Source organism: Nitratireductor sp. WH36-1 (genome assembly GCF_058725515.1).
Genome location: NZ_CM178970.1, coordinates 2936948 through 2961343 on the forward strand (window position 1 = coordinate 2936948; position 24396 = coordinate 2961343).

Annotated in this window: 21 protein-coding genes, 1 tRNA gene and 1 riboswitch; of the genes, 10 read left to right on the forward strand and 12 right to left on the reverse strand. The window is 61.6% G+C overall.

Features of this window, described 5'->3' with window-relative positions:
• Positions 1–177: 177 nt before the first annotated feature.
• Together AC4PTT_RS14250 and rpoZ are read right to left on the reverse strand one after the other, a co-directional pair.
• Positions 178–2427: a RelA/SpoT family protein gene (locus AC4PTT_RS14250; RefSeq protein ID WP_113154663.1), complete on the reverse strand. Its 2250-nt coding sequence runs from the start codon at positions 2425–2427 to the stop codon at positions 178–180.
• A 131-nt stretch (positions 2428–2558) separates the two neighbouring features.
• Positions 2559–2957 carry a DNA-directed RNA polymerase subunit omega gene (rpoZ, locus tag AC4PTT_RS14255; protein ID WP_113154662.1) on the reverse strand — a complete coding sequence of 133 codons (399 nt, stop codon included), beginning with the start codon at positions 2955–2957 and terminating at the stop codon, positions 2559–2561.
• A gap of 293 nt (positions 2958–3250) precedes the next feature.
• On the opposite strand from rpoZ, the gene AC4PTT_RS14260 reads away from it, so the two are divergent.
• The gene (locus tag AC4PTT_RS14260) at positions 3251–3835 is read left to right on the forward strand and encodes a LabA-like NYN domain-containing protein (RefSeq protein ID WP_113154661.1); all 585 of its coding nucleotides are present in this window, start codon (positions 3251–3253) and stop codon (positions 3833–3835) included.
• Positions 3832–4497: a uracil-DNA glycosylase gene (locus AC4PTT_RS14265; RefSeq protein WP_206546607.1), complete on the forward strand. Its 666-nt coding sequence runs from the start codon at positions 3832–3834 to the stop codon at positions 4495–4497. The genes AC4PTT_RS14260 and AC4PTT_RS14265 overlap by 4 nt, the downstream gene beginning before the upstream one ends.
• A gap of 37 nt (positions 4498–4534) precedes the next feature.
• Here AC4PTT_RS14265 and smpB read toward each other — a convergent pair whose 3' ends face one another.
• Positions 4535–5008, reverse strand: a complete 474-nt coding sequence (gene smpB / locus AC4PTT_RS14270) for an SsrA-binding protein SmpB (protein ID WP_113154659.1) — start codon at positions 5006–5008, stop codon at positions 4535–4537.
• Between the two features lie 120 nt (positions 5009–5128).
• Entirely contained in the window at positions 5129–6010 is an 882-nt protein-coding gene (gene dapA, locus AC4PTT_RS14275) for a 4-hydroxy-tetrahydrodipicolinate synthase (protein ID WP_492161488.1), read from the reverse strand.
• Between the two features lie 240 nt (positions 6011–6250).
• On the opposite strand from dapA, the gene AC4PTT_RS14280 reads away from it, so the two are divergent.
• Together AC4PTT_RS14280 and AC4PTT_RS14285 are read left to right on the forward strand one after the other, a co-directional pair.
• Entirely contained in the window at positions 6251–8323 is a 2073-nt protein-coding gene (locus AC4PTT_RS14280; protein WP_492161489.1) for a lytic transglycosylase domain-containing protein, read from the forward strand.
• A 66-nt stretch (positions 8324–8389) separates the two neighbouring features.
• Complete coding sequence (locus AC4PTT_RS14285; protein WP_492161490.1) at positions 8390–9286, forward strand: alpha/beta fold hydrolase; 897 nt, start codon at positions 8390–8392, stop codon at positions 9284–9286.
• 56 nt (positions 9287–9342) lie between these two features.
• On the opposite strand, the gene AC4PTT_RS14290 is transcribed toward AC4PTT_RS14285, so the two are convergent.
• From AC4PTT_RS14290 to AC4PTT_RS14300, 3 genes are all read right to left on the reverse strand, one after another.
• The gene (locus tag AC4PTT_RS14290) at positions 9343–10278 is read right to left on the reverse strand and encodes a tyrosine-type recombinase/integrase (protein ID WP_317089736.1); all 936 of its coding nucleotides are present in this window, start codon (positions 10276–10278) and stop codon (positions 9343–9345) included.
• 402 nt (positions 10279–10680) lie between these two features.
• On the reverse strand, positions 10681–11763 hold the full coding sequence (locus AC4PTT_RS14295) for a porin (protein ID WP_299937160.1): 1083 nt from the start codon (positions 11761–11763) through the stop codon (positions 10681–10683).
• Positions 11764–11915: 152 nt separating this feature from the next.
• Positions 11916–12006 (reverse strand) — tRNA-Ser (locus tag AC4PTT_RS14300).
• A gap of 496 nt (positions 12007–12502) precedes the next feature.
• Between AC4PTT_RS14300 and AC4PTT_RS14305 the strand changes: the two genes are divergently transcribed.
• Entirely contained in the window at positions 12503–13612 is a 1110-nt protein-coding gene (locus AC4PTT_RS14305) for a porin (protein WP_492161491.1), read from the forward strand.
• 156 nt (positions 13613–13768) lie between these two features.
• Positions 13769–14881, forward strand: coding sequence for a pyridoxal phosphate-dependent aminotransferase (locus tag AC4PTT_RS14310; protein ID WP_492161492.1), 1113 nt, complete (start codon positions 13769–13771; stop codon positions 14879–14881).
• Positions 14882–14982: 101 nt separating this feature from the next.
• Here AC4PTT_RS14310 and AC4PTT_RS14315 read toward each other — a convergent pair whose 3' ends face one another.
• The 5 genes from AC4PTT_RS14315 to AC4PTT_RS14335 form a co-directional block, all read right to left on the reverse strand.
• Positions 14983–15417 (reverse strand): 6,7-dimethyl-8-ribityllumazine synthase, encoded by a 435-nt coding sequence (locus tag AC4PTT_RS14315; RefSeq protein WP_113156234.1) that lies wholly within the window; start codon positions 15415–15417, stop codon positions 14983–14985.
• A gap of 83 nt (positions 15418–15500) precedes the next feature.
• Positions 15501–15652, reverse strand: a riboswitch (FMN riboswitch).
• Between the two features lie 67 nt (positions 15653–15719).
• The gene (locus AC4PTT_RS14320; RefSeq protein WP_492161493.1) at positions 15720–16823 is read right to left on the reverse strand and encodes a DUF1513 domain-containing protein; all 1104 of its coding nucleotides are present in this window, start codon (positions 16821–16823) and stop codon (positions 15720–15722) included.
• Positions 16804–17874 (reverse strand): imelysin family protein, encoded by a 1071-nt coding sequence (locus AC4PTT_RS14325; RefSeq protein ID WP_113154652.1) that lies wholly within the window; start codon positions 17872–17874, stop codon positions 16804–16806. Before AC4PTT_RS14325 ends, AC4PTT_RS14320 begins: the two co-directional genes overlap by 20 nt.
• 143 nt (positions 17875–18017) lie before the next feature.
• Positions 18018–19043 (reverse strand): P1 family peptidase, encoded by a 1026-nt coding sequence (locus AC4PTT_RS14330; RefSeq protein WP_492161494.1) that lies wholly within the window; start codon positions 19041–19043, stop codon positions 18018–18020.
• Positions 19040–19861, reverse strand: coding sequence for a M55 family metallopeptidase (locus tag AC4PTT_RS14335; protein WP_492161495.1), 822 nt, complete (start codon positions 19859–19861; stop codon positions 19040–19042). Before AC4PTT_RS14335 ends, AC4PTT_RS14330 begins: the two co-directional genes overlap by 4 nt.
• 318 nt (positions 19862–20179) lie before the next feature.
• Between AC4PTT_RS14335 and AC4PTT_RS14340 the strand changes: the two genes are divergently transcribed.
• The 4 genes from AC4PTT_RS14340 (at position 20180) to AC4PTT_RS14355 (ending at position 24250) form a co-directional block, all read left to right on the forward strand.
• Complete coding sequence (locus AC4PTT_RS14340) at positions 20180–21346, forward strand: MFS transporter (protein WP_492161496.1); 1167 nt, start codon at positions 20180–20182, stop codon at positions 21344–21346.
• Between the two features lie 115 nt (positions 21347–21461).
• Positions 21462–22016: a cysteine hydrolase family protein gene (locus tag AC4PTT_RS14345; RefSeq protein WP_420506775.1), complete on the forward strand. Its 555-nt coding sequence runs from the start codon at positions 21462–21464 to the stop codon at positions 22014–22016.
• Positions 22017–22467: 451 nt separating this feature from the next.
• Positions 22468–23076 carry a TetR/AcrR family transcriptional regulator gene (locus AC4PTT_RS14350; RefSeq protein ID WP_206545946.1) on the forward strand — a complete coding sequence of 203 codons (609 nt, stop codon included), beginning with the start codon at positions 22468–22470 and terminating at the stop codon, positions 23074–23076.
• A 13-nt stretch (positions 23077–23089) separates the two neighbouring features.
• A complete protein-coding gene (locus AC4PTT_RS14355; protein ID WP_492161497.1) occupies positions 23090–24250 on the forward strand; it encodes an isovaleryl-CoA dehydrogenase in 1161 nt (386 codons plus the stop codon).
• Positions 24251–24396: the final 146 nt, after the last annotated feature.

The following is a 24396-nucleotide window of genomic DNA, read 5'->3' on the forward strand; positions in this document are numbered from 1 at the left end:
ACGTTGTTCATGAGCGCTGGTCGGGTCAATTCACCCCGGCCGCGCCGCAAGTAACCAATTTGCAGACGGGCGGGCCATTTTGCTGACTGTCGGGGCGGCGCAACCGCCTATTGGCGCATGCCCCACCACCATCGGACAGCGGGCCGCAACATTGTGATGCCTTGCCCGCCCCTGCGATCAGCCGTTCACGCGGTGCGCATCGCTCACGCTCGTGATTTCCTTGAGTTGCGAAATCAGCCGATTGAGATGCTTCAGGTCCCAGACCTCGAGATCGAACAGCATTTCGGTGAAATCGGGTGCCGTGCGCTCCATGGCGAGCGTGTGAATGTTGGCGTCATTTGAGGCCACCACCTGCGCGATCTCGGCCAGCGAGCCGGGCTCGTTGATGGCCGTGACGGACATGCGGACCGGGAAGCGCTCCTTCATGTGCTCGTCAATGTCCCAGCGCACATCGATCCACCGCTCCGGCTGATCGTCGAACGCGGTGAGCGCCGGCGACTGGATCGGATAGATGGTGATGCCGGAACCGGGTTGAAGAATGCCGACAATGCGGTCGCCCGGCACCGCCCCTTCAGGTGCGAAGCTGACCGGCAAATCGCCCGTCACGCCGCGAATCGGCACGGCGCTGCCCTGCGGGGTTTCACCTGAAGCATCGCGCGTGGTGCGCTTGGCCTTGCGCGAAGAGCGGCCGGGGATCTGGAACAGCATGCCCGCCGCATTGCGCAGGTTGAACCAGCCCTCTTCACGCTCCTTGGGGGCCTGTGTGACGCGCTCGTCCTTGTAGTCGGGGAACACGGCGCGAACCACGTCCTGCGAGGAAAGCTCCCCGCGCCCGACCGCAGCCAGAACATCCTCCACATCCTGCCGACCGAGCCGGTGCAGCACCGGCTTCAGCGCATCGCGCGAAAAGGTCTTTTCGGCCCGCTCGAAGGCGCGCTCGAGAATGCGCGCGCCGAGACCGGAATACTGTTTGCGGATCGCGTTTCGCGTGGCGCGGCGGATGGCGGCGCGCGCCTTGCCGGTGACAACGACCGATTCCCACGCCGCCGGCGGCACCTGCGCCTTGGAGCGGATGATCTCCACCTCATCGCCATTCTTCAGCTCGGTCATGAGCGGCATGATCCGGCCATTGACCTTTGCGCCGACACAGGTGTCGCCCACCTCGGTGTGGACCGCATAGGCAAAGTCGATGGGCGTTGCCCCGCGCGGCAGCGCAATCAGCCGCCCCTTGGGCGTGAAACAGAAAACCTGGTCCTGGAACAGCTCCAGCTTGGTGTTTTCGAGGAAGTCTTCCGGCGTATCGCCCTCAGACAGCGCCTCAATCGTGCGCCGCAGCCAGGCATAGGCATTGGTGTCGCGCGAGATGCGGTGATCCGCGCCGTTCACCTTGCCGCCGAAATCCTTGTAGATCGAATGCGCTGCAACACCGTATTCGGCAATGCCGTGCATGTCATAGGTGCGGATCTGCAGTTCCACGCGCTGGCGCGACGGCCCGACAATCGTCGTATGGATCGACCGGTAGTCATTCTGCTTGGGCGTGGAGATGTAGTCCTTGAAGCGCCCCGGCACCATCGACCAAGTGGAGTGGATGACGCCCAGCGCCCGGTAACAGTCTTCGACCGTATCGACGAGCACGCGGAAACCGAAAATGTCCGACAGCTGCTCGAAGGAAAGCGCCTTCGTCTCCATCTTGCGGAACACCGACCAGGGCTTCTTCTGGCGGCTCTTCACCGTCGCCTCGATCTGGTGTTCGGTAAAGAGGTGCGACAGCGCCTCTTCAATGGCCTTGATGACCCCGCGATTGCGCTCGAAGAACTCCGCCAGCCGCTCCGTCACCGCGCGAAACGCTTCGGGATTGATGTGGCGGAAGGCGAGCTCTTCAAGCTCCTCGCGCATGTCCTGCATGCCCATGCGGCCGGCCAGCGGCGCATAGATGTCCATCGTCTCTTCGGCGATCCGGAGCCGCTTGTGCTCGGGCACGTGATCGAGCGTGCGCATGTTGTGCAGACGGTCCGCGAGCTTCACCAGAAGCACGCGCACATCGTCGGAAATGGCGAGCAGAAGCTTGCGCAGGTTTTCTGCCTGATGCGCCTTCTTGGAAACGAGATCGAGACGCTTCAGCTTGGTCAAACCCTCGACGAGCTTGCCGATATCGGGGCCGAACAGTTCATCGATCTCGGCGCGCGTGGCGCTCGTATCCTCGATCGTGTCATGCAGGAGGGCGACAGCAATGGTCGCCTCGTCCAGATGCATGTCGGTCAGGATGGCGGCAACTTCGAGAGGATGTGAAAAATAGGGATCGCCAGAGGCGCGGCGCTGATGACCGTGCTTCTGCATTGCGTAGACATAGGCCTTGTTGAGTAGCGCCTCATTGACGTCCGGCTTGTAGCGTTGAACACGCTCGACAAGCTCGTATTGACGCATCATGGGCGGCTTCCTCTGTTCTTATTGTTGTCTACGCAAAGCAAAACATGCGCCGCGAGGTGCACGGCGCATGTTTAAGATAGGCAGGAATGTTCCGGCAAGGAAGAGATTGCCATGCCGAACATTCGTGTCGATCAGAAATCGTCGCTTTTTTCCGGCGGCACGAGTCCTTCGATGCCGGCGAGCAGATCTTCTTCGCTCATGCGGTCGAAGGAAATCTCCTCCTCCGGCTGCTCTGCGCTTGCTTCCACGGCCTCGGCGGACGGCTCGCTGATCTCCGGGAGATCGGCTTCCGGCTCGTCAACCTCGACATGCTTCTGCAGCGAGTGAATCAGATCTTCTTTGAGGTCGCCCGGAGACAGGGTCTCGTCAGCGATCTCGCGCAGGGCGACAACGGGGTTCTTGTCGTTGTCGCGGTCCACGGTAATTGCTTCGCCCTGCGAAATCTGGCGGGCGCGGTGGCTCGCCAGGAGCACGAGATCAAAGCGGTTATCGACCTTGTCGATACAGTCTTCAACGGTCACACGGGCCATTCAGTGCCCCTTTCATGCGTAAATCTGCAAGGAAATCCAGCGCGTCAATACCCTGCCAGCCCGAAAAATTCAAGGCCGAGACGCAACGCTTGCTTTCCGATCAACACGCAATTGCGGCGCGGTGATGGCAGCCGGCGCGCCAGCCCACAGCTTGTAATTATGACGAATTTATATATTGGTTGGAACTATCATAGTTCAGCGCTATTTCCTCATAAGAGATAGCTTTTTGGGCACCTTCCGGCGCGACGCTTTCGTTTTGTGCGCCAACCTTTTTTGAAACAGGAAATTTGACGATGTTCGATCCACGGGAAAAGATAGCGCTCTTCATTGATGGCGCAAATTTGTATGCCACATCGCGGGCATTAGGGTTCGACATCGATTACCGCAAGCTCCTGAGCAGCTTCAAGGAACGCGGCTACCTGCTGCGCGCCTACTACTACACCGCTCTGGTGGAGGATCAGGAGTATTCGTCCATTCGCCCGCTGATCGACTGGCTGGATTACAATGGCTACAAGGTCGTTACCAAGCCGGCCAAGGAGTTCACCGACTCCGCAGGTCGCCGCAAGATCAAGGGCAACATGGACATCGAGCTGGCAATCGATGCGCTCGAGCTGTGCGACGTGGTCGATCACTACGTGATCTTCTCCGGTGATGGTGATTTCCGCACGCTGGTCGAGGCTCTTCAGCGCAAGGGCCGCAAGGTCAGCGTCGTTTCCACCATCCAGTCCCAGCCGCCGATGATCGCTGACGATCTTCGCCGTCAGGCGGACAATTTCATCGATCTCTCCTCATTGCGCGACGAAGTTGGCCGTGCGACAAGCGAGCGGCCTTCCCGCAAGGCTGATCCTGAAGATGACGAGACGTTCGACGATCTATGAGCACTGTTCCGGCGCAGGCCACCGAGCCGCCGCGTGATTGCGCGCTTTGTCCGCGCCTGCACCAGTTCATCGCAGACTGGCGCGTCAAGGAGCCCGAGTGGCACAACGCGCCGGTCCCGGCTTTTCTTCCCAAAGGCGGTGACGACAATGTCTCGCTTCTGATTGTCGGCCTCGCACCGGGCCTGCGCGGCGCGAACAAATCCGGCCGCCCCTTCACCGGCGATTACGCCGGCGATCTTCTCTACAGCACGCTGAAACGCTTTGGTTTCGCCGAAGGAGAGTATGAGGCGCGCCCAGACGACAGCCTCACCCTCATCGATGCGGCAATCGTTAATGCCGTGCGCTGCGTGCCGCCGGAAAACAAGCCCGTGGGTTCGGAAATAAACACCTGCCGCGAACACTTTTTCGCCCCCACGATGAAGCGCTTCAAAAACATGAAGGCCATTCTGACGCTCGGCGTGATCGCGCATCAGTCAACCGTGCGCGCCCTTGGCGGCCGCGTCGCGGCACACAAGTTCGCGCATGGCGCGCGCCAGGAAGTCGCCGGCTTTTCCATATTCTCGAGCTATCACTGCTCGCGCTACAACACGAACACCGGCCGCCTGACCGAAGACATGTTCGTCAGCGTTTTCCGCGATATACGCGAATTTCTCGATAATTAGATTCTGATGGCGAAACGCTTCTGCGGCAGTATGCGGATCAACCGCTCTGCTTCAGGAGCCTTGCCTTTTCGCGGTTCCAGTCGCGCTTCTTGGCAGTCTCGCGCTTGTCGTGCAGCTTCTTGCCGCGCGCCACGGCGACCTGGAGCTTGGCCAGCCCGCGCTCGTTGAAATAGAGCTTGAGAGGCACGAGGGTCATGCCCTCCCGCTCGATTGACTGGGCGAACCTTGAGAGTTCCCGCTTGGAGATCAGCAGTTTGCGCTTGCGCCGCGGCTCATGGTTGAACCGGTTGCCGGCGGAATATTCCTGGATATACGAGTTGATCAGCCAGCATTCGCCGTCCTCTATCGAGGCATAGGCTTCCTGGATGTTCGCATGCCCTTCGCGCAGCGACTTCACTTCGGTGCCCGTCAGAACAATGCCAGCTTCCAGCGTGTCCAGCACTTCATAGGAGAAGCGCGCCTTGCGGTTTTCGGCAATCGTCTGAACGTTCGGATTCTTGTCTTTCGCCATGTGTCCCAAATGCGCCGGAAGCGCTCATGAGCGCTTCCGCCTTCCAGCGGGCAGAAGTATGCCCGTTTGTTTCACCGCATTTGTGCGACGCCGGGCGTATTTGCCCGGCTGCAAAATGCTCTACTTTAGCAGGCCTGCGTGCTGCATGGCTGCGTCGATGGCCGCCGCGGTGGAAGCCTCGATCGGCACGAGCGGCAGGCGGACCCGATTTTCAGCCTTCCCGAGACGCGACAGCGCATATTTTGCACCGCACAGGCCCGGCTCGATGAAGATAGCCTTGTGCAGCGGCATCAGCCGGTCCTGCAGCTCAAGGGCCTTTTCCTTGTCATTGGCAAGCGTTGCCGCCTGGAACTCCGCGCACAGGCGCGGCGCCACATTGGCCGTCACCGAAATGCAGCCGACGCCGCCATGTGCGTTGAAGCCCAGAGCCGACGCATCTTCGCCGGAGAGCTGGATGAAGTCCTTGCCGCAGGTGAGACGCTGCTCTGAAACCCGGTCGACCTTTGACGTTGCGTCCTTCACACCGACAATATTGGCAAAGTCCTTCGCCAGCCGGCCCATGGTCTCGGGCGACATGTCGATCACCGAACGCGGCGGAATGTTGTAGATGATGATCGGCAGGCTCGTCGAACGCGCCACCGTCGCAAAATGCTCATAGAGACCGTTCTGCGTCGGCTTGTTGTAATACGGCGTGACCACCAGTGCTGCGTCGGCCTTCACCTCTTCGGCGAACTTGGCCAGCGCAACGGCCTCGCGGGTGGAATTGGACCCTGCGCCTGCGATCACCGGAACGCGACCGGCAGCCGTCTCGACGCAGATTTGGACCACTTCGCGATGCTCTTCATGCGTCAGCGTGGGCGTTTCGCCCGTGGTGCCGACCGGAACAAGACCCGTCGTGCCTTCGGCAATCTGCCATTCAACGAGTTCGCGAAACGCTTTTTTGTCCAGGCTGCCATCTTTGGCAAACGGTGTCACAAGCGCTGTGAGAGACCCCCTGAACATAATGTCGAACTCCTGAATGAGATTGGATGCAATTATGACGGCCAGAACCGCCGACGGATGCTTCTAGCCGAAGATGTCGCGGTGCACCATAGTCTTGCCATCTCTTGCCCGCAAGAATCCGACCTGAGTGGCATGTTTGCTTCAGCAGGACGGGGTCGGGCCCGTCTCGCCGAAAAAAACAGCGTCCACGCTGGTTCATTATCGTCGGACCTCTGGTCGACCTGTTCGGGTGCTTTTTGCATGAAGACATCAGCCGCGCTTGTCCCGCTGCTTCTCCTCTCCGTTTCGACAATCGTGCAGGCCCAGTCTTTGCCCGAAATGGCGCCCATCCCCTTTGCGCGTCCCGATGCAGCAACTGCGCCCAGCGCCGTGATTGACGCGCTGACCCGTGCAACCGTGCGCCCCAATGTCGTGGACGGCGAAACCGGCCAGTCGACCGACATGCGCGCCATGATCGCGGGACTGGACGCCATCTCGACCGGAGATCCCGAAACGGCGCGCACCCTGCGCAACCGCATGACGGGAAACGGGCTCGAGCGCCGCATTTTGAGCTGGTCTCTGGTTCTTTCCGCCAGCGACACGCTGTCCAGCGCCGAAATTGCCAAGACTGCCGGCGACCTCGCCGGCTGGCCCGGCATGCTCACCCTGCGCGATCACAGCGAGCGGGCGCTTTATCGCGAGAATCAACGCCCCAATGTGGTCGTCGCCCTGCTTGGAGACATGCCGCCCCGAACCTTTGAGGGAACGGTGGCGCTTGCCCGCGCGCATCTGGCGCTATCGCAGGAAGACAAGGCGCGTGCGCTGGCATCCACATTCTGGCGCGAGGCAAAACTCGATGCGGCGCGCGAATCCGCGTTCATGAAAGAGTTCGACGCCCTGCTCTCAACCGCCGACCACCGGGTGCGGATGGAGCAGATGCTTTATAATGCGCGCATACGCTCCGCCGAACGCGTCGCAGAACGCGCCGGTGGTGTGGAACTGACCAGGGCATGGGCGGCGGTCATTCGCGGCGAGAAAAATGCGGAAGAGCTGCTCGACGCCGTGCCCGAGGCGCAGCAGAGCGCCGGGTATCTTTTCGCCAAAACCCGTTATTTGCGCCGCAGCGGCCGGTTCGACGAGGCTGCAAAGGTCATGCTGACCGCGCCGCAGGATGCGCAAAGCCTGATCGACCCGGATGAATGGTGGGTGGAGCGACGCGTCCTCTCCCGCGAGCTTCTGGATATCGATGACGCGGAAACGGCCTATAAGGTCGCGGCGAACCATGCGGCCGAAAGCCCTTCGCGGGCAGCCGATGCGGAGTTCCATGCCGGCTGGTATGCACTGCGCATGCTCGACAGGCCTGAAAAGGCGGCAGAGCATTTCGCGCGCATCGCCGAAATCGCCGAAGGGCCGATTTCCAACGCCAGAGCGCATTACTGGCTCGGCCGCGCGGCAGAGGCCGGCGGCCCCGGGGATGCGGACGCTCATTATAAAGAGGCGGCGCGCTTTGGCGCGACCTTCTACGGGCAGCTGGCGACGGCGCGGCTCGGGCAATCGAAGCTCGCAGCCGATGCGCCCGCCCCCCGGGACGACGACCGGCGGCACTTTTTTGCCCGCGAGATGGTGCGCGCTATCAAGAGCCTGGAACAGACAAGCCATGCGTGGCGCGCTGGCAGCCTTTACCGGAAACTCGCACAACAGCTCGACAATCCGGGCGAGCTGGCGCTTCTGGCCAATATGGCGGCAAACCGAGGCGACTACACAACGGCGCTGCGCGTCGGCAAGATCGCAGCCGGGCGCGGACTGGACATTGGCGCGCTTGCCCATCCGGTCGGCGCGATCCCGGACGCCGCCGCCATCCCGTCTGCCCGGCAGGCCCTCGCCTACGCCATTGCCCGGCAGGAAACCGAGTTCAACGCCGCCGCCGTCTCGCCCGCCGGAGCGCGCGGCCTCCTGCAGCTCATGCCTGCAACGGCACAGGAAATGGCGCGCAAGAGCGGCCTGCCCTATTCCCGCGCCCGCCTGACGGCAGACCCCACCTACAATGTGACGCTTGGCGCAGCCTATCTGGAAGAACAGCTCGCGCGCTTTAACGGCTCCTACATCCTCACCTTCGCCGGCTACAATGCCGGTCCGAGCCGCGCCACGGAATGGATGGGCCGCTATGGTGATCCACGCGGAAAATCGGTGGAGGAGATCGTCGACTGGATCGAACGCATTCCCTATTCGGAAACGCGCAACTATGTTCAACGGGTGATGGAGAATCTGCAGATCTACAAGATGCAGTTGACCGGCCGGTTCGACATCGAAAAGGATCTGACGGTCGGCGGTTGATCGAGACTCTGATCAATGCGCCAACCGCCTGATAAAACGACAGACAGGCGACATTCGAGGGAAGCTGTGTCGGAAGAAGATTTTCGCGATGTCTACTACACGGCGCAGGATGGTCTGAAACTTCACGCTCGCGTTTATGGTGAGGACAATCCCGGTCTGCCCGTGGTTTGCCTTCCCGGCCTGACACGCAATGCGCGGGACTTCCACCCGCTCGCCCTTTTTCTCGCGACCGATGCCCCGAAACCGCGCAAGGTCATCGTCTTCGACTATCGCGGACGCGGCCTGTCCGACCGCGACCCGGACTGGCGTCATTATGACGTGGCCATTGAGGCCGCCGATATCACCGCCGGCCTTGCCGTTCTGGGCGTCGAACACGCGGCCTTCATCGGCACCTCGCGTGGCGGATTGATTATCATGGCGCTCAGCGCCTCACGGCCTGCCCTTTTGAAGGCAGTTGTTCTCAACGATATCGGCCCGGTGGTGGAAGGAGACGGTCTTGCCCAGATCCGCTCCTATCTGCAACGCGCGCCCAAACCGGCCACACTCAAAGAAGCGATTGAGATCCAGAAAACCATCCATGGCGATGCCTTTTCCGCCCTTTCGGATGAAGACTGGGAACGCTTTACCGGTGCGCTCTATCGGCAGGAAAACGGAAGCCTTCTGGCGGATTTCGATCCAAAACTCGTCAAACCACTCAAGGAAATCGATCTGGATCGCCCGCTTCCGGAGCTGTGGCCGCTCTTTTCCGGCCTGACCGGCATTCCGCTACTTGCGGTGCGCGGTGAGAATTCGCGTCTTCTCTCCATGAAAACACTGGGCGAGATGGAAACCCGCCATCCCGACATGCAGTCCATTGTCGTTCCCGGACAGGGACACGCACCACTGCTCGAAACCGGTGATTTGCCGGAAAACATCGCAGCCTTTGTCGATCAGGCCGAAAAAGCGCCGCGGCATTCCGCATAGGCCCCCGTACCGACCGCGATAGCGCCCTCCCCAACACACCGGCACAGGGCCAGAGCCTAGCTGGCCGTCGTGATCTTCCCGCAGGAGCATCGCTCCAGAACGTCGACGCAGGGGTCGAGATCGCCGGTCGCCAGATGCGCATAGCGCATGGTCATTGTCAGCGTCTGGTGGCCAAGCCACATCTGCACCCGGCGCAGATCAATACCGCCCTGCACAAGACGCGACGCACATGTGTGGCGCAACACATGCGGCACGACCTGCGTATCCTGTGAGAGTCCCACCTCTGCCTTGGCTTCATTCCAGATGGTGCGAAACTGGGCCTGTCGCAGCATGGCGAACGGCCCTTCCCGCCCCTCTTTCCGGACACCGGCAGCGTTCTGCGCACGCGCCGTCAGCGGCACGGAGCGCGCACGCGCGGATTTCGTGATCCAGAAGCTCGCGCGTCCGCCCTGCACGTCGTTCCAGGTCAGCCCGATGGCTTCGCCCAGCCTGCACCCCGTATCCACCAGAAAGACAGAAAGCCGCCAGGCATCTTCGCTGCGGCGTCGGATCGCGGCGAAAAGCATCTCCTCTTCGCTCCACGAGAGAAAGCGGATGCGTCCGGAGCGCTCTTTCTGACGTCGAAATTCGGGCAGGCTGTGAATGTCACCCATTTTATGCGCTTTCCGCAGAAGCTTGCTCAGCGCGGCCATCTTTCGATTGATGGTCGCATTGCTGTTTCCGCGAGCGCGCAATTTCCCGATCAACGCATCAAGGGCATCCTGCCCGAATGTGCTGAAGCGCTTCCCCATCAGGAGCTCATCCAGCTCCCCGATAAAGAAGGTGACATTGTATTTGTGCGAGCCAGGCTCCCAAAGTATGTCGCCATACTTTGCAAAGAGCTCCTTCAGGCTGAATTCAGAGACAAGCCGGAGCCGCTCACTGTCGAACGTGACAGAGTAGCCCTCTCCTGGAACGCCCCATGCTCCTTCAAGACGGCTGACATCCCCCATGTCAGTATGCGTCCCGGGCGCGGTTCATTCCTGTCGATCCAACTTTGTCCCGACTTCCAAAGGAGTCTAACAGAGCAAGATTCTTCCAGTTCCCCAATATACACAACCTCCGATTGTCGGAGATACCACCGATACTACCCGGTAGTCCAGAGAATTTACATTTGCATTTGTTTATCCGTTCGCCCCGTATAGCCCCGGCGACGTTCGACCGTTCTCTTACCCGGTCTTTTTTGAACGGAACTGGCAAACCCACTCTTCAGAGAGCCTGCACGAAGATGTCGCAAAACCCAGTCACCACAAGCACTTTGCACTGATCGAAGCGCCCGCCACCCACGATATCTTCAAAGCCATTCCCCGGCGGAACGCGCCGCCGGGGAGTGGCATTCACCTGATACGGTACCTTTAGAAGCTCCGCGTGATGCGGAAGAACCCGCTGAACGCGCCGTCCTTGTAGCTGTCGCCATCCTTGTAGTTCACGGCGATCTTGGTATCGAGATTTTCGACCAGCTCGTAGTCGATGACGCCGCCAACGGCCCAGTCGTCTGCACTGGAACCGTGCTTGTCACCGAGATACTGGCCACCGAAGCCAACCGCCAGCTTGGGGGTTGCCGCGTATTTCAGATGACCGCCGAGCGAGTAGTCATAGCCATTGCTGTAGAGGCTCGGATCGGAGAAGTAGGTTGCCAGCAGTTCGAGCGTAAGCTGATCGGTCGCATTGATGCTTGCGAAGCCCTTGACGCCCCACTCCTTGGCCGTCGCGTCATAGGCTACGAAGGCGTCGAACGAACCCCAACCCTGCGCGACGCCCAGCTTGCCGACCACGTTGGGCGTATAATCGTAGTTGTAGTCGTTCTCTTCCAGAGCCAGCGAAACCGACACGCCATTGCCCGGCACGAAGGTGTAACCCAGCGTGTGAATTGAGCCATCGAAGCCGCCGGCATCATACTCGCCGCTAAGACCCTGATCGAAGATCGTGGCCTTGTAGCCCAGGAAGAAACCGCCAAGCGTGATGTAGGCCTGGTTCAGATAAGTGCCACGCGTGATCCCGTTAAGCGAGAACGGCGCCGTGCCGGAAGGCATGCCGAGGCGGGAAACACCCGAATAGGCATCGGCGCGCAACTCGAAAAAGCCGCCGAGCGTGCCGTATTCGGTCTCCGACCGGGCATCGATCGTCAGATTGGCGCGCGCCAGTTTACGCCAGCCACCGGAATCAGTGCTCAGCGAATTTGCGGAGAGCGTGCCGCCCATAACGGCAAAGTTCGAATCATCGCTATCCGACCAGTCAATCTGATAGCGGGCATAGCCGCCGATCTTCAGGCAGGTTTCGGTGCCCGGGATGTAGAAGAAGCCGGCACCATAGACGTCGCAAACGCGAACATACTCCATCGGCTCCGGCTCGGGAACGAAAATCGGGTCGGCTGCTTTTGCGCCGGTGGCAGCAGCTGCGAGAGCTGCGGAGCCGATGAGAAGGCTCTTGAGTTTCATGTTCTGACCTCCAGTCAGAATCATGAGACCGGTGGAAGCAAAAATGCCCGAGAACAAGGGAAACGAGGCGGGATCCGACCTGCGTCGGTGGCCATCACCGCGAAGTGCGGCTTGTCTGAATTGTTGGGTGGACTGTCAAAGCTAAGGGAAAATGGCGGAGAGGATGGGATTCGAACCCACGAGACCCTTTTGGGGTCTACTCCCTTAGCAGGGGAGCGCCTTCGACCACTCGGCCACCTCTCCGGCGAGACGCTGGATAAAGAAAACCGGACCGACAATCAATACGGCATTCGAATTTCCATGCTTTATTATAGAGAAATTCCACATCGTGGTCAGCGCAGAGCGCCGATGTCGCCAGTTGCCCGGAGAGTCGTCAGAGAATCAAACAAGGGTTCGGCCAGGCGTTCCATTCCGGATTCCCCACGATTCGTCTCCCAAACACAGTAAAATGCCCCACTACACCGCCCGCTTATGGGCTCATCCGGGCTCCAAGTGTTAAGAAAGCCTTACCCGGCGGCCCAGATCGTGTCATTTGTGCAACAGCCATTCCGGATAGAAGGTCACCAGGGGGCCTTGCCGCGTAATCGCGGTTGAACCCGGCGGCCCCATGAGTAATGTCAGGCTCGGAAAGGGGACGCGAGAGCGTGAACTTTTCAATTCTTGGGGATGGGGCAGGGAACGCTGTCCTTCAGCAAAAATACCCAGACCCGCATTTAGAACTTTGACTGGAGGTCAGAACATGAAACTCAAGAGCCTTCTCATCGGCTCCGCAGCTCTCGCAGCTGCTGCCACCGGCGCAAAAGCAGCCGACCCGATTATCGTTCCCGAGCCGGAGCCGATGGAATACGTTCGCGTTTGCGACGTCTACGGCGCAGGCTTCTTCTACATCCCGGGCACCGAAACCTGCCTGAAGATCGGCGGCATGGTCCGTTACCAGATCAACTGGGACGAGAACGACGACGGCTGGCGCAAGTACGCTCGCGGTGAGCTCAACATCGACGCCCGCTCCGAGACCGAATACGGCACGCTCGGCGGCTTCATCAAGCTGCGCGCGACGTCCGGCAACAACCCTGGCCCGGCAATCATTCCTGGCCTGAACGACGGTGACGCTTACTCCACGGGCGTTAACTCGACCGTTGGTCTGCAGCAGGCAATCATCTCGCTCGGTGGCCTCTCCATGGGTCTGTCCGACACGCTGTATGACGCAGCCATTTCGGGTGAGTTCGACAATGGCGGTGGTGATCGCGTTCACTTCATCAACTACACCTTCGCAGCAGGCAACGGCTTCACCGCCACGCTCGCTCTCGAAGAAGCTGACAGCAACTACGACTACACGCCGAACTTCGTCGGTAAGGTTGGCGTTGCTCAGGGTTGGGGCACGGCAGACTTCTACGCTGCTTACGACGCAACGGCAGAAGAGTTCGCTCTTAAGGCAATCGTCAAGGCTGACCTGACCGAGCGCGTGTTCGCTGAGGCAATGGCGATCTACGAAAGCGGCATCAACTTCTACTCGACCGATCCGTTCGATCTGGAAGGCTACGGCGCTCCGAACGTTGCTCGCTTTGGTTCGCAGTGGTCCATCGGCGGCCTCGTTGGCTACAAGTTCACCCCGAAGCTGAAAGCTTCGCTCGGTGCACAGTACTACGACAAGGTTGGTCATGACCTTCCGGCTCTGGCTTGGGGCGGCGACGTTGACGTCATCAACGCCGGTCTGACCGTCGATTACGAGATCGTTGAGAACTTCGACGCGAAGCTCGCAGTCAACTACACCAACATCGACGCGCCGACCGCTTCTGGTCTGCCGGACGATCACTGGAGCGGTTTCGTTCGCTTCCAGCGCAACTTCTAATCAGAAGTTACGGTGTTTTGGGAAAGGCCCGGCATTTGCCGGGCCTTTTTCATTTCTGGGACAATTGAAGGGCTGCGAAAGCGTTTTCTCTTGTGACGGGCATGCTGTAGGGTCTCTGCATTCGACAAGACCAAGAGAGCAGACACATACCGTCCCATGACAATACGCCCACCGCTTACGCCGCTTGCAGAATCCCTCCCCTCCACCGTTCCGTTTGTCGGCCCTGAAACCCAGGAGCGCGCGGCCGGACGGCCTTTTCGTGCACGTCTCGGCGCCAATGAGAATGGTTTTGGTCCTTCCCCGAAGGCGATCGAAGCCATGGAGAACGCAGCGCATCACGTGTGGAAGTATGGCGACCCCGAAAGCAGCGATCTGCGGGCGGCGCTGGCGCAGGAACACGGCGTAAAGCCGGAGAACATCGTCGTCGGTGAAGGCATTGACGGGCTTCTTGGCCTGATTGCCCGCCTCTATATTGAGCCGGGAACGCCTGTCGTCACCTCGCTCGGCGGCTATCCGACATTCAACTATCATGTGGTCGGCTTTGGCGGTCGTCTCGTGCCGGTTCCCTATTCGGGAGATCACGAGAATCTCGAAGGTCTGCGGGACGCGGCCTTTGCCGAAAAGGCCCCGCTGGTCTATTTCGCCAATCCCGACAATCCGATGGGCACATGGTGGGAAGCCGACGAGGTTCAGCGCTTCATCGAATCGCTGCCCGAAACCAGCATGCTCATTCTAGATGAAGCCTATGGCGAGACCGCGCCGGCGAGCGCCCTGCCCCGCTTTGAGCCCGACCGGCCCAATGTGCTGCGCATGCGCACCTTCTCAAAGGCCTATGCGCTGGCCGGCATGCGCTGCGGTTACGCCATTGGCGAAGCGCAGACCATCCGCGCCTTCGACAAGATCCGCAATCATTTCGGCATGCCGGGCATCACGCAGGCCGCCAGTCTGGCCGCACTTCAGGACAAGGCCTATTTTCAGGAAACGCTCAAGAAGATCAGCGCGAGCCGCGACCGGATTGCAGCGATTGCGGCAGCCAACGGGCTGGCGAGCGTTCCCTCCGCCACCAATTTCGTGGCCGTCGACTGCGGCGGCAAGGCCATTGCCGAGGCGGTCATGCAGGGCCTGCTCGACCGCGATGTGTTCGTGCGCAAGCCGGCAACGCCGGGCCTTGATCGCTGCATTCGCGTCAGTGTCGGACCGGAGAACGAAATGGATGTCTTTGAACAGGCCTTTGCCGAGGCCCTGGCAGCGGCGCACAATCAGCGCTGAAGCTCTGAAACTGAATCAGCCGGGAAGCATAATCGACTGATTTGAAATGTCTTTTTTGGAATTGAGAGGGGCGATCTGATCGCCCCTCTTTTCATTCAGACTCAGGCTGCCAGTGCGGCCCGGGTCTTGCCGATCATGAGGGCGGCCTGTGCTGCTTCACGGCCCTTTTCAATGAAATGCTCGCGATAGATCGCCGTGTGATGCTCGGTCGGCTGATAGTGGTGCGGTGTCAGCGACACGGACAGAACCGGCACACCGGTGTCCATGCCGGCGCGCATCAAGCCGTCCACGACGGCCTGCGCGACGAAATCATGCCGGTAGATGCCGCCATCCACCACGAAGGCGGCTGCGGCCACCGCCGCATAGCGGCCTGAGGACGCAAGGTCGCGTGCCACGAGCGGCATTTCGAATGCGCCCGGCACATCAAACACATCCACCTGTTCGGCGGGAATCAGTTCGCAAAAGCCTTCCAGCGCCCTGTCGACGATGTCGGCATGCCAATTGGCCTTGATGAATGCATAGCGGGTGTGTGTCATCGTGATCTCCTTTGCAACAGACACGTCACCCAAGGCGATCACGTGCGACGCAGCGCAGCCGAACAGACGGCAAGCGAAACATCGCGCGTTCTCTTCCATCCGGACTCTAACCGTCGGCCCAGGAGTCTCACCTGGTCTGCTGACCCTTCCCGAGTGTCATGGGAAAGCGCTCGCGGGCTTGCGGCCAGTGCCGCTTACCGCCGGTGGGGAATTTCACCCCGCCCTGAGAACGAGGCGAAGATAAGCATCCCTCCAAAGAACGGCAAGCCGAAAAAACCGCCCGCACGGATTGAGCGCGGTGCTTAGATCCGGCGGAGATGATTGTCCCAGGCGGGCGCGCCGGCCTGCGGCTCGCGAACGCTTTCGAGCGCCACGTCAGGGCCTGTCCGCACGATTGCGCCACGGCCGCTGGTGCCTAGCAGACGGTGCCCTGAGAGTGGCGCGAGACCGCAGCTATCCTTGAGCAGGCGTTCGCCGAGGCATCGCCCGGTTTCGGCATCCCAGAACACCGACAGCCCGCCGCGCGGCGACGATGTGGCGACGATCTCGCCGGATGCATCGATGGCGACCGAACCGACATAATTGTCGAGCTTCTTCAGGGTTTCTTCGGGACCTGGAAAGAGTTCAATCGCGTGCCCCCGGCGATGCCGCCCGACGAGCGGCGGGCGCGCATCGTCCTCGCCCTGATACTGTGCGCCGAACCAGACCGCGCCGAACCGGTCGAGCGTCATGTGGCGGATCGAGAGTTTGTGGAGTTCCGGCGCAAGCTCCGCCTGCTCGAGAAGATCGCCCGTCTCCAGATCCACATAGGAAAGGCTCGGCTTCATCGTGGCAAGGTTCAGCTTCACCCGCTCGTAGTCGGGATGGGTGAGAATGCCGCCATTGGCAACGCACAGCGTCTTGCCGTCCGCCAGCAGAATCACCTCATGCGGACCGATGCCGCCAGTCTCGAACTCGCCGATGCGGCGAAATCCGGCGCTCGCATCGTAAAGCCCGGTGACGCCCCGCTCGCCGTCATAATCGTTTTCCGTGGCGAGAAGCAGCCGGCCATCCGGAGTGAAGACGCCGTGACCGTAGAAATGGCGGTCCGGCGGCGGGGCGAATGCGATGGGCTCGCCCGTTCCATCGACCGAGAAGGCCACCGCGAAACGCCCCGGCGACCGCGCAAACGCAACGGCGCGGCGGCGCGGCGCATCGATGGCGAAGGAATGTCCGCGCGCCTCCAGCGGCAGCACCAGCCGGTCACGACCGGAAGCGTCAATCACCGCCGCCTCGAACGCACCGCCATTGAGGCGCGCGCCAAGGAACAGCGCTTCATCCGCAGCGCTGGCAAGCGCCGGCCTGATGACGGCGGCAGAACCGGCGAGCGCTAGAAATGTCCGGCGATCAATCTCCATCGAGCGCATTGAACCCCATCACCAGCCCCAGAGCCCCTGCGAGTTCGCCATTGAGCGTGTGCTTCGCGCCCTCCATGGCGATGGCCGCATAGCTGATGCGGCCACGATCCTCTTCCCCGGCGAATGCTGCTTCAGGCGCACCCGCCACCGCCTCCAGTGCGTCGCGCGCATGCGCCAGGTCGAAATTCATGCTCTCGCCATAGCCATTCACCAGATCCGAGGGGCCGTCGACAAAGCCCGCCGCCGTGATCAGTTGCTGCACGCCCTCGATCTGGGCGGCGGTGAAGGCGAAGGTCTCGCCGCTGCGCCAGAAGGGGGCGCGCTTGCCCCGCGCCTTCTCCACGCTCTTTCCAAGGGCGGGCAAAAGCTCCGCATTGCGCGCGAATTCGATTGCCGTGCCCGCCGCCTTCACCACTTCGCCCGCCACTTCGGCGCTTGAGCGATAGGGGTCGCGATCCGCCGCAGGCGCGGTGAACGAGGCCCGAAAGGCCGTACCCTCGGCCCAGCCATTCTCCAGCGCCCCGGCGATATCGGCCACATTGTACGCCACTGCCTGCGCATAGGCGCAGCGCCTGGCATCGCCTGCCAGCTTGTCGCCGCCCGTGCCGAAGAGCACATAGTCGAGCGCCGGCAGGCCCTGCAGCGCGACGCTCTGCGCGGCCAGATCCTGCGGCAGTGGTTCGTCGGAAGCGAGCAGCCCCTGCACCTGGCGCAGCGTCACGCCGCGCGGATCGGGCCAGAAGAAGACACGCTCGAAACGGTTTTCCGCCACCAGAGGCCCAAACCGCAGAACAGAAACATGCCCCCAGGCAGAAACCGTCTCGGAAAAACGCTGATGCACGGCGACAAGCCCGCTGTCCGACGGCGCGCCGCAAACATCGCCAAGCGCGGCTGAAAGCGCCCCGCTCGCCTCGCGAAAGCGCGCCAGCGTGGGCGTGACATATCCTTCCAGCACCCGGTTTCCCACATCAGGGGCGATGGTGCTGGCAGTTTCCTGCGCCAGCGCTGGCGCAGATGAAAGACAAAGGATCAGAACGCATCGTGAGAGGCGCGCTTGCATCGGGCAGACTCCATAACCGTGGCTGGCATTGCTGGCTATCGCGCAGGGGGGAAGAGGCGCGAGGGCTGGCCGGAAGCCGGGAGCAGGCTCCCGTCCATCCGGCTTATCGCCCGGAACCGCTCACGACAAGGGAAAGTCCGGCTTCACGACAAAAGTTGATCGCGCAACACAGAAAGCCGGAGCCCGTCATAACCGCTCACAGGGCTGGCGTGCCAGAGCCCGTTCAGAACCGCCTCCTCCGCCGCCTCGACGGCTGCATGAAGGAACGGATCGATGCGCGCTTCGGCAAGCCGCTCGATGGCATCCGCCTCGCTGTCGATATCGAGGCGGTTGGCGGTGGAGAAGGCGATGGCCACATCGCCGCTCTGGTCACCCCAATAGCTGCCGAGACGTCCTAGCGCTGCACCCGCCCGCCGCGCCACGCGGGTGAGCTGGCGCGAATCGAGCGGCGCATCCGTGGCATAGACGATGATGACGGAGCCCTTGTCCTGCGGGTCGGCGCGCCCGGCCTCCGGCGTCTTGATGCGTTCCCCCAGAAGCCGCAGATCGCCCGGCCTGCCGAAATTGGAGAGAACAAGCGCCGCTAGCGTATGGGTACGGCCGGACGGCAGCGCGACACGGCGCGATGCGCTGCCGATGGCGCCGGCAAAGCCAAAGGTGCGCATGCCGGTTCCTGCGCCCACCGTGCCCTGCGCAACCTCGGCGCCGGCGGCTGAAATCGCTTCCTCCGCCATGGCTTCGGTCACCGCCAGCGCCTGAATGTCGCTGACGCGCCCGTCATTGCATTCCAGCACCAGCGGATTGACCGTTGGGCGTCCGCGCCCGATTTCAGGGTTTTGTGCAATCGCCCGGCGGATCAGCGCCGTGGTGCAGGCCGCCACGCCAAATGTGTTGGTGAGAAGGATCGGCGTTTCGATGCGGCCGAGCTCTGCAAGCTGCATCAGGCCGGCGCTCTTGCCAAATCCATTGAGCACCGCCACGCCGGCTGGAACCGGATTGCGAAAGAGATCGCCATCATGCGGCAGGATCGCGGTGACGCCCGTGCGCGCGGTCTGAGCGCAATAGGTCAGATGCCCGACGGTGACGCCCGGCACATCCGCAATGGTGTTGGCCGGTCCCGTCGGAAGATCCCACCACGCGCCCGCCCTGTCGAAAAGCCGTTCCGTCATGCCAGAGCCGATGCCATGAGAGAGAAGCTGGAGATGATGCCGATCGCCTCGGCATGGCTCTTTGCGACAAAGCGCACATCCAGCGCGCCGGTGCGCTCCGTGAAAGGCAGAAGTGCGGCGGCATCCGCGAAAATCTGCTTGGAAAAGCCGATATCCACCGTAAGCGGCGGCGTGCATGGCGCTTTCACCTCGGTGCTCGCAGCCGCCTCAACCGCCTCGCAGACATCCTGTTCGATCTTTTCGCGCGCTTCGTCCGGCGACATGCTTTCCGAGGCAAAGGCGTTGATGCAGCGCTTGACGGTGATGGAGCGGGCTGCCGGAAACTGCTCGGCGATTTCGGCTTCCAGCCGGTCATCGCCGCTCACCGCAAGAAGCGGCACGCCGATCTCCGCTGCATGGCCGGCAAAGAGCGTCGGCTCTCCGGCGCGCACGCCATTCACCTCGATGCGGCGGAACGCCAGACCGCTGACCGTGTGGGCAAGCACGCCGAAATTGTCAGCGGCCGCGTGGTAACCGATCAGCACCACACCATCGTGATCGGCATGAATGCCTTCGATCATCGACAGCGGGCGCGCGCGACCGGAAACAAGACGCGCGCGCGGGTCGAGCTGTTCAGCGATCATGTTGCGCATCGGCCCGTGCGAATCCGCCACCGTCACTGCGTCCGCTCCACCCGCAAAAGCGCCACGGATCGCGGCATTCGCCTCTTCGGTCATGAGCCTGCGCGCCACCTCGTATTCCGGGTTGCCGCGCTGCCCCTGCAGGCTCTCGCAGACCCCGGCCACGCCCTCGATATCGACAGAGATAAAAATATGCATGCCACTCCCCCTGATAATGAATCGCCGGCATTCGACTTGAAACGCATGACGAATTCCAGCCCCAACATGCGATAGAAACGATGCCAGCCGCTTGCACCGCAGCCTGCATCATGCAAAATGAAGCCAGCGTTCGGGCAAACAGCCTCTGGCAGCCCCCTCCCGGCAACATTGCACCAAGACGCTTCAGCACCTCTCCTTTCTTCCCTGAAACGCTGCGCAAACCTTCTGCGCCAGCACTCCGGTGCGCTCCCCCCCCCCAAAAAACGTCTTTCCCGGCGCTCAAAGCGCCATCCCGTTCATCCTGACATGGAGTTTTCCATGCCTTCACGGCTTCTTTTGCCGGTGCTTGCGCTGGCTGTTTTCTTCGTCGGCGTGACAGAGTTCATGATCGCGCCCCTTCTGACGCCCATCGCCGCTGCCTTTGGCGCAACCCCGGCTGCCGCCTCCTGGCTGATTTCCGGCTATGCGCTTGCCTATGCCGTCGGCGCGCCGCTTATTGGTCTTGTCGCCCACCGGCTTGACCGGCGGCGTCTTCTGCTTACGGCGCTGGCGCTTCTCGCCGCCGATGGGCTTGCGGTGGCCTTCGCCCCCACGCTTGGCATTGCCATCATTCTTCGTGTTCTGGGTGGAGTGGCGGCGGCAGCCCTCATTCCCGCCGTGTTCGCCCTCATTGCCGACCGGTTTCCCGAGGCGCGACATTCACAGGCCATGGGCCTTGTCATGCTTGGCATGACGGCAGGCATCGCCGCCGGGCCAGCGCTGGCCGGCGTCCTGACGCAGCTGTTTGACTGGCGCGCGCCCTTCCTTGCCAGCGCCATCGGCTGTCTTCTGCTGCTCATCCCGGCAAGTCGTGTGCTTCGGGGCGATGAGACGACACAGGTGCCTGCCACACGGCAGCGTTTAAGCGGGCTCGGCAGTTCTGGAAGAAGCGCGCTCCTGCTTCTCATCGCCAAGGCTCTCTGGAATGGCGCTGCCGTTGCCGCCTTCGGGCTGAGTGGCGAGATGCTGCGGGACCGCTTTGCAACCGACACGCTGCAAACGGGGCTGGCGGTCACGGCATTCGGCCTCGGCCTGGCCGTGGGCAATCTTTCGACCGGCCTTGTCAGGCGGCTGTCGCACGGCGATGAGCGGCTGCTGGTCGCCGCCGTTCTGTTTCTCGCGCTCAGTTTTGCAGCCTTCCTGCTTCTGCCATTGCCGCTTGTCGGCGCGCTTTTCTGCCTTGCCTTCTGGGGCATTGCGCTCGGTTTTGCAGCCCCTGCCAGCACGGCGCTGATCGCCCGCCGGGCGGGTGCAGACAAAGGGTTTGTGCTGGCCCTGTCGGAGAGCGCCAACAATATCGCGCTGCTCTCGCTGCTCACAGGTGCGGCCTTCGCATTGCAGAGCTTTGGATTGCCTGCGGCAGGCATGGTGCTTGGAAGCGGGCTCGCGCTGGGGACAGCCCTCCTCCTGATGGACGGGTTGGTCCAGAAGCAGGCGAAACACTAGCGCGATGGCTCTTGCAGGTCCGGCAGCCGACAGTAGCATTGGCCTGCTACATCTGCCTGATGCGGGCACCCAGTACAGGCAAGTGCACAACAACCGGATATGCAAGGGATCACCGATGGATCTGAACGACGCCGTTCTTCTGCTTGTCGATTATCAGCAGGCATTTGACGATCCGTCCTGGCCCCGGCGCTGGAACAGCGATGTCGACAGGAATGGTCTCGCACTTCTCGCCGCCTGGCGCAGGGCAAAACGCCCGCTGATCCATGTGCGGCACGATTCTGTCGAGCAGGCTTCCACGCTGCGCCCCGGCGCGCCCGGCAACGCCCTGCGGCCGGGTTTCGAGCCGCTGCCCGGCGAACAGCTTGTCACCAAGAGCGTCAATTCCGCCTTTATCGGCACCGATCTCGACCTGCGCCTGCGTCGTCTCGGCGCGAAGACGGTGGTTACCTGCGGCATTTCCACGGATATGTGCGTGTCTACCACCATACGCACCGGCGCGAATATGGGCTGGAACATGATGCTGGTGGAAGACGCCTGCGACTGCTTCGATCTGCCGGATGGCAAGGGCGGGAGCGTTCCTGCCGAAGAGGTTCACCGCGTGCATGTGGCCACGCTCGGCTTCGAGTTCTGCAGGGTTGCGACCACAAGAGACGTTGTGAGCGCGCTCTGAGCCATCCGTATGAACCGGGCGCGACGGCACAGAGAACAGGGACGGCTTTCCCGGTTTCCCACCCTGGTAACAACGCATTGGCATACCTGCTTCTGTCCCGTCCGGGCGGCTTCGTTTCTCTAGCGTAGGCCTCGTTTGCTTGCTCAGATTGCCGCAAATCCATCGAATGCCATGGTACGCACGTCCATGGCATTGACCCAGTGCGTGGTTCGACAAGCTCACCATGAGGGAAGTGGTATCCGACAGGAGCCTAGATCCCGGTCGTTGCAGCGGATTTGACAAACACCGCCCTCCCTCATGGTGAGCTTGTCGAACCACGCACCGCGCTGGGACTGCCAAACCATCTTACGGCATGAACTGTGATCAAACGCCCTTTTGTCCGTAACCAATCAATTCACATCCATCTTGAATTAATTGAACGTTCGTTTTATTAATACCACAGGGAGGCACCATGGCGCGCACGACCGGCTCAGACGGTGAAAAGACGGAAGCAGCAATCCGCGAGGCGGCGCTGGACCTGATTGCGCGTCTCGGCTTTGAAGCCATGTCCATGCGCCAGCTTGCCGCCAGCGTCGGCGTGCAGCCGGCCGCTCTCTACCGATACTTTACGACTAAAGAAGCATTGCTCCATGCACTCATGCTCGAGCATATGGAGCGCCTTATCGCTTCCTGGGGGGAAGCGCGTCCTGCACATGGCTCCGACAAAGAGAAGCCGGCAGGACGCCTCGCTAAATTCGTTGAAAACCACATCCGCTTTCACCTGGCGCGGCGCAACGCGACCCATGTGAGCAATCTGGAGCTGCGCAGCCTTTCCAGCGAGCGGCTCGAGCAGATCCTTGCGCTGCGCAGCCAGTATGAGGGCGAATTGCGCTCCATCCTGACCGATGGCCAGCGCGAAGGCGTTTTCCAGATCGACGATGTGGCGCTGACGGCGATGGCGATCATTCAGATGATCACCGGTGTGATCGTCTGGTTTCGCCCGGAGCTGCGGCTTTCCGAAGACGAAGTTGCCGCTAACTATCACACCATGACCATGCGCCTTGTGGGCGCGGAGGCTTGACCGGAGGAGACCGATGTATACCGGATCGATGAATTTCGGGCTTGGCGAGGACATCGACGCGCTGCGCGACATGACGCATCGCTTCGCTCAGGAAAAGATAGCGCCACTGGCGGCGGAAACCGACGAAAGCAATGAGTTTCCAGCCCATCTCTGGCAGGAAATGGGTGCGCTCGGCCTGCTCGGCATGACCGTTGATCCGGATTATGGCGGCTCGGGCCTCGGCTATCTGGCGCATGTGGTGGCGATGGAGGAAATCTCGCGCGCCTCGGCCTCGGTCGGCCTCTCCTACGGCGCGCATTCCAATCTCTGCGTCAACCAGCTCCGCCGCTGGGGCAATGATGCGCAGAAGGAAAAATACCTTCCGGCACTCTGCTCTGGCGAAACCGTGGGCGCGCTCGCCATGTCCGAGACCGGCGCGGGCTCCGATGTCGTGTCCATGAAGCTCAAGGCAGAAAAGCGCAATGACCGCTTCGTGCTCAACGGCTCGAAAATGTGGATCACCAACGGCCCGGATGCCGGCACGCTGGTCGTCTACGCCAAGACCGATCCCGGTGCAGGCCCGCGCGGCATCACCGCCTTCATCATCGAGCGCGACATGAAAGGCTTCTCGGTCGCGCAGAAGCTCGACAAGCTTGGCATGCGCGGCTCCAACACCGGCGAACTGGTGTTCGAGGATGTGGAAGTGCCCTTCGAGAACATGCTTGGCGAGGAAGGCAAGGGCGTCAACATTCTGATGTCGGGGCTCGACTATGAGCGTGTGGTGCTGGCCGGCGGCCCGGTGGGCATCATGGCGGCCTGCCTCGACGTGGCCGCGCCTTATGTGCGCGAGCGCCAGCAGTTCGGCCAGCCGGTCGGCTCGTTCCAGCTCGTGCAGGGCAAGCTTGCCGACATGTACACGACGATGAACGCCTGCCGGTCCTATGTCTATGCGGTGGCCAGCGCCTGCGACCGTGGCGAGACGACCCGCAAGGACGCCGCCGGCTGCATTCTCTACGCAGCCGAGAAAGCGACGCAGACGGCGCTCGATGCGATCCAGCTTCTGGGCGGCAATGGCTATGTGAACGAGTTCCCCGCCGGTCGCCTCCTGCGCGACGCCAAGCTCTACGAGATCGGGGCCGGCACGAGCGAAATCAGGCGCTGGCTGATCGGTCGCGAAATGATGACGGAAGCCTGATGCGGGCCTTGCAGACCGCCCTGCCCGCTTCTCTGCAAGATTTTCTGCAGGATTTTCTGGCCGGTGCTCTTCTATCCGTTGCGCCGGGCAGACATGATGCGCTTACCTGACGCTCAATTCGTTTGCGCAAATTGACCACCAAAGGG

Coding starts and splice junctions, on each gene's coding strand:
- AC4PTT_RS14250 (WP_113154663.1), bottom strand. CDS start 2,427: ATGATGCGTCAATACGAGCTTGTCGAGCGTGTTCAACGCTACAAGCCG.
- rpoZ (WP_113154662.1), bottom strand. CDS start 2,957: ATGGCCCGTGTGACCGTTGAAGACTGTATCGACAAGGTCGATAACCGC.
- AC4PTT_RS14260 (WP_113154661.1), top strand. CDS start 3,251: ATGTTCGATCCACGGGAAAAGATAGCGCTCTTCATTGATGGCGCAAAT.
- AC4PTT_RS14265 (WP_206546607.1), top strand. CDS start 3,832: ATGAGCACTGTTCCGGCGCAGGCCACCGAGCCGCCGCGTGATTGCGCG.
- smpB (WP_113154659.1), bottom strand. CDS start 5,008: ATGGCGAAAGACAAGAATCCGAACGTTCAGACGATTGCCGAAAACCGC.
- dapA (WP_492161488.1), bottom strand. CDS start 6,010: ATGTTCAGGGGGTCTCTCACAGCGCTTGTGACACCGTTTGCCAAAGAT.
- AC4PTT_RS14280 (WP_492161489.1), top strand. CDS start 6,251: ATGAAGACATCAGCCGCGCTTGTCCCGCTGCTTCTCCTCTCCGTTTCG.
- AC4PTT_RS14290 (WP_317089736.1), bottom strand. CDS start 10,278: ATGGGGGATGTCAGCCGTCTTGAAGGAGCATGGGGCGTTCCAGGAGAG.
- AC4PTT_RS14295 (WP_299937160.1), bottom strand. CDS start 11,763: ATGAAACTCAAGAGCCTTCTCATCGGCTCCGCAGCTCTCGCAGCTGCT.
- AC4PTT_RS14305 (WP_492161491.1), top strand. CDS start 12,503: ATGAAACTCAAGAGCCTTCTCATCGGCTCCGCAGCTCTCGCAGCTGCT.
- AC4PTT_RS14310 (WP_492161492.1), top strand. CDS start 13,769: ATGACAATACGCCCACCGCTTACGCCGCTTGCAGAATCCCTCCCCTCC.
- AC4PTT_RS14315 (WP_113156234.1), bottom strand. CDS start 15,417: ATGACACACACCCGCTATGCATTCATCAAGGCCAATTGGCATGCCGAC.
- AC4PTT_RS14320 (WP_492161493.1), bottom strand. CDS start 16,823: ATGCGCTCGATGGAGATTGATCGCCGGACATTTCTAGCGCTCGCCGGT.
- AC4PTT_RS14325 (WP_113154652.1), bottom strand. CDS start 17,874: ATGCAAGCGCGCCTCTCACGATGCGTTCTGATCCTTTGTCTTTCATCT.
- AC4PTT_RS14330 (WP_492161494.1), bottom strand. CDS start 19,043: ATGACGGAACGGCTTTTCGACAGGGCGGGCGCGTGGTGGGATCTTCCG.
- AC4PTT_RS14335 (WP_492161495.1), bottom strand. CDS start 19,861: ATGCATATTTTTATCTCTGTCGATATCGAGGGCGTGGCCGGGGTCTGC.
- AC4PTT_RS14340 (WP_492161496.1), top strand. CDS start 20,180: ATGCCTTCACGGCTTCTTTTGCCGGTGCTTGCGCTGGCTGTTTTCTTC.
- AC4PTT_RS14345 (WP_420506775.1), top strand. CDS start 21,462: ATGGATCTGAACGACGCCGTTCTTCTGCTTGTCGATTATCAGCAGGCA.
- AC4PTT_RS14350 (WP_206545946.1), top strand. CDS start 22,468: ATGGCGCGCACGACCGGCTCAGACGGTGAAAAGACGGAAGCAGCAATC.
- AC4PTT_RS14355 (WP_492161497.1), top strand. CDS start 23,090: ATGTATACCGGATCGATGAATTTCGGGCTTGGCGAGGACATCGACGCG.